This window comes from Chamaesiphon sp. VAR_48_metabat_403, assembly GCF_031422475.1.
GTDB lineage: Bacteria > Cyanobacteriota > Cyanobacteriia > Cyanobacteriales > Chamaesiphonaceae > Chamaesiphon.
Genome location: NZ_JANPLS010000289.1, coordinates 1 through 4,550, shown reverse-complemented (window position 1 = coordinate 4,550; position 4,550 = coordinate 1). Strand labels below are relative to the sequence as shown.

Annotated in this window: 3 protein-coding genes; 2 read left to right on the top strand and 1 reads right to left on the bottom strand. The window is 43.1% G+C overall.

The window, feature by feature from the left end; genetic code table 11:
* Positions 1-35: 35 nt before the first annotated feature.
* On the bottom strand, positions 36-827 hold the full coding sequence (locus tag RMO79_RS13655) for an IS5 family transposase (RefSeq protein ID WP_310483710.1): 792 nt from the start codon (positions 825-827) through the stop codon (positions 36-38).
* A 156-nt stretch (positions 828-983) separates the two neighbouring features.
* On the opposite strand from RMO79_RS13655, the gene RMO79_RS13650 reads away from it, so the two are divergent.
* The gene (locus RMO79_RS13650; protein WP_310483709.1) at positions 984-1,571 is read left to right on the top strand and encodes an ATP-dependent Clp protease proteolytic subunit; all 588 of its coding nucleotides are present in this window, start codon (positions 984-986) and stop codon (positions 1,569-1,571) included.
* A 243-nt stretch (positions 1,572-1,814) separates the two neighbouring features.
* Positions 1,815-4,550: plasmid replication protein, CyRepA1 family (locus RMO79_RS13645; protein WP_310483708.1), on the top strand; the 2,736-nt coding region annotated here is incomplete at its 3' end.

Below are 4,550 nucleotides of genomic sequence, written 5' to 3'. Positions count from 1 at the left end.
AGAGGATGTTTGGAAATACGGAGAGTATAAAATATTCAAGCAAGTCTCCGTAGCATAAGTCGGATCATAGCAATGTGGATGAAAGCCTCTGATGAAGCAGGTAAACGTTCGTAATCAACATTAAGACGGCGACACCAGTGCAGCCAGCCGTAAGTCCGTTCAACAGTCCAGCGTTTAGGCAAAAGGACAAAACCTTTACTCCCGTTAGGTCGTAAGACGACATCCACAATCCAATGACAGACATCCATCACCCAATGAAGAAAATCTGGACCAGAGAAGCCGCCATCAAACCAGATTCGGGTTAGTCGAGGGACACGGTGGCGTTCCTCCTTCATCTTAGTCAGCAGTTGTTTTGCTCCGTCCCGTTCTGGAACATCGGCAGCAACGACTTTTACCATCAACAGCAGCCCTAACGTATCCACCATCGTAAAACGCTTTCGTCCCTTGGTTTTCTTTCCTGCATCATAGCCAACTGAATCACTCACCATTACTGCGGTTGGAACTGTTTGTGAATCTATGCTAGCAACGCTGGGGCTAGGATATCGGTCTTCTGCGACTCTCACCCATCCGACTAAATGGTCGTGAACTCGTTTCCAAGTGCCGTCTTTGCTCCATTTACTGAAGTAGTAGTAAACAGTTGACGAAGGTGGATACTCTTTTGGCATTAACCGCCAAGCACAACTACTAACCAAGACATATAAAATTCCCTGAATGACTGACATCATCTTCACTGTGCGTGGTCTGCCTGTCTTGGTTTCCGGCGGCAATAGTGCCGCTAACAACTCATACTGTTCTACTGTTAGTTCCGTCGTGTAGGCTTGACTCATGGCTTCCTCGATGGCTGTCTAAGTTTTGAATTTTATTCAGCCTAACAATTCGCGGAAGCTTTTTCTCTACTGGTACCTGTTTATACTTTCCAAACATCCTCTCAAGATTCACCGCAGCCTCTAGTAAAAAAACGAGTTCTAAAGGTTAAAAAACAGATGCAGCAAAACAATCGATCTAACGAAGAGGCTCGAATACTAGATCTTTATTCGCAGCTATTACACAAGCGAATTGTCTTACTTAATGGAGAAATCGATGACAATATTGCCAACACGATCGTCGCTCAATTACTATATCTAGAATCTGAAGATCCCGATCGAGATATCTGTCTCTACATCAATTCTCCTGGTGGCTCTGTGACTGCTGGGATGGCTATTTTCGACACGATGGCTCATATTTGTCCCGATGTCTCAACTGTCTGTGTGGGGCTTGTAGCGGGTATGGGTTCATTTTTACTAGCAGCAGGAACCAAAGGAAAGCGTTGCAGTATTCCTAATACTCGAATTGCGATCGTTCCGATGTCTGTTGGTGTTAATCATGAAAATGACATCGATCTCGAAATTCAAGCTAGAGAAATGATGGAGATTAAGAATATTATCGATAACCTCTGGGTGCAAAATACCGGACAAACCTTACAAAAAATTCAAGCAGATACCGAACGCGATTTTTATATGTCGCCAGTAGACGCGATCGAATATGGTTTAATCGATCGCCTTGTCGATCGACCAGAACTCGCTATCTCATAAACCGAGCGAATCGATTTAACTAGTATGCAGCTCGATCGAGTGTATTTCTCAGGAGTGGCTACGCCAATTTGCCGATCTCAACAAGAATAAATGAACTAATAGTTTGGATATATTACGCTATCCATAGCGGTTTAAAATAGTCAATATCCCTACATACAAATGAGTCGATCTATTTTAATTAATCTTGGTTTTTTCTGAAAAATTTCGATTAGAATGTGAGTCCCCTCCTCGCAGCATCCGATCGTGACACAGACTACTTTAGATCGCGCCCACCACATAGAATTAGTCGATGCTAGTAATATCGATCGATCGTTACTCGCTTTAAATTTTAGATCTTTACAGGGGAATTCTGCTTACGATCGATTGTTTATTTCACCACAAATTCCGCGCAATAATAGCGGGCAAGTTGTAACGAGTTGGATGAAAAGATATAGCCACTGTGCGAAGGGTGGTTGGTGGTGTGCGGGTTTAGATCCGCTTAATGATTGGCAAGCGATGGAATGGGGGACATTTAAGCCAAATTCACCTGCTAAAAACCAAGATGGTAAAGTTATTAAATACGAGCATCCACCGAGTATCTCGACTCGATTGTTTTGCTTGCGGGTAACTAAGGAAATTTGGACGAAAACAGCGACTTTATTTAAAGTTAAATTACCTGCTAAAATAGAGGTAGATTTACAGGGTGAAGCCCTGGGTTTTTGGCAGTGGGTACTCGATCGACAACTGCCGATCGTTCTCTGTGAGGGTGTCAAGAAAGCCTCTACGCTGCTGACTTACGGCTATCCGGCGATCGCACTTCCGGGGATTAATAGCGGTTATCGAGTTAGTAAAGATTTTCATGGTAATACGCTCGATCGATACCTGATTCCAGAGCTGGTTAAATTTGCCAATCGCAAGCAAGAAATTTCGATTTGTTTTGATTATGAAGATGTACCCCGTAAAGCTAAGTTAGTAGATACAGCAATCTTCCATTTAGGCGAGCTATTACAACGTGCTAGCTGTATTGTTAAAGTTATTAGATTACCCGGACTAGAAAAGGGCATTGATGATTATATAGTTGCACGGGGTATCGATGCTTTTGAATCGATTTATCGCCAATCGTTAGAACTAGAAATAGATATCGCTCGATCGAAGCGGCATAGCGAATTAACTTACCCAGCTAATCTCGAAATTGAGAGTAGGTATTTACCCAAAATAGATTTTCCTAGTAGTGGCATTGTCGGCATTAAGTCGCCCAAAGGTAGCGGTAAAACTACTGCATTAATTCCGGTAGTTGCCACCGCACAATCAGAGAATCGTCCGGTATTATTGCTGACTCATCGTATTCAATTGGGTAGATTTTTATGTCAAAGAATTGGTGTCAGTTGGATTAACGAACAGCTTCCCAAACAACAATCGAATAGCCTCGGTTTATGTCTAGATTCCATGTGGCGACTCAATCCAGCCGACTGGGAAGGCGGGATAATTATTTTAGATGAAGTCGAACAATCGCTGTGGCATTTACTACATAGTTCCACCTGTAAAAAAAAGCGACTGGCGATTTTAAAAACCTTTCAGAAATTAATTAGTACAGTTATCGAGACAGATGGACTGATTATCGCGCAGGATGCCGATCTGTCGGATATTTCGATCGATTATCTCAAGAGATTAGCCAATGATAAAATCGAACCGTGGATTGCGATCGACCGTTGGCAAGCCGAGCGAGGCTGGGATATCTATTTCTATGATACTCCGAACCCTACCGCCCTAATTCACCAGCTAGAACTCGATCTTCGTGCTGGGCATAAATGCTATGTTACCACCGACAGTCGATCGGGTCGCTATGGTTCCGATACGATCGATCGCTATATCCAGCAAACGCTCAAGCAACTCGAAGATAGTTACACCAAAACTCTGGTAGTTTGCAGCCACACTACTAATACTACCGGACATCCAGCGGTAGATTTTGTCTCGTCGATTAATACTCAGGCTCCCGAATACGATGCGGTATTTGTTACGCCAACTTTAGGTACTGGCGTGAGTATCGATGTCAAGCATTTCGATCGAGTATATGGCATTTTTCAGGGTGTAATTCCCGATACAGAAGTGCGTCAGGCATTAGCCAGAGTGCGCGCCAATGTCCCGCGATATTTGTGGTGTGCTAAACGGGGAATGGGGACGATTGGGAGTGGTAGTAATAATTATCGATCGCTTGCCTATTGGTATCAAGAAAACTATAAAGAAAACTACGCGCTCATGTGTCCGTTAATGCGGATCGATGTGGATTTACCCTTTGTCTTCGATCCGATTCATCTCCGCACTTGGGCAAAATTTGCCGCGCGAGTAAATGCTTCGATTACGCTGTTTCGAGATGCTGTAAAATTGGGACTAATTGGCGAAGGACACCAAATTCAATTAATTAGCGAAGATCGCGATCGCGATAGCCTGCAAGAACTTAGAACGGCACTAATTCAGGCAACTAAAACCGATCCTCAAAAAGCAATGGAAATTATGCGGCAAATTGCCGACGTTCATAAAGATAAATCTCAACGCGATCGCGAGTATAATTTAATCGGCACCCAAACTAAAAAAATCCAACAGCAGGTTAAACTCCAAGCAGCACGCGCGATTGCGGCTGCTGAAGATCTCGGTCATCGGGACTATCAATATCTATCTAATAAACGCTTTATTACCGATATCGAACGCGCTCAAATTGAAAAATACACCCTTCAGCAACGTTATGGTGTGACGGTCACCCCAGAACTAAAATTAAAAGATGACAAAGGTTATTACGGACAACTTCTGACTCATTTTTATCTACTCAATCATCAGCAATATTTACCCCAGTCGATCTATTTAGTCTGGGATCGCGATCGCGAAACTAGCCCAGACCGAACTTTCTTACCCGATGTCAATCATCATATTCTCAAAATTCAAGGGTTATTAGCACTGGGTATTATTAATTTTTTAGACTGCGATCGACAGCTACAAATTACCGAT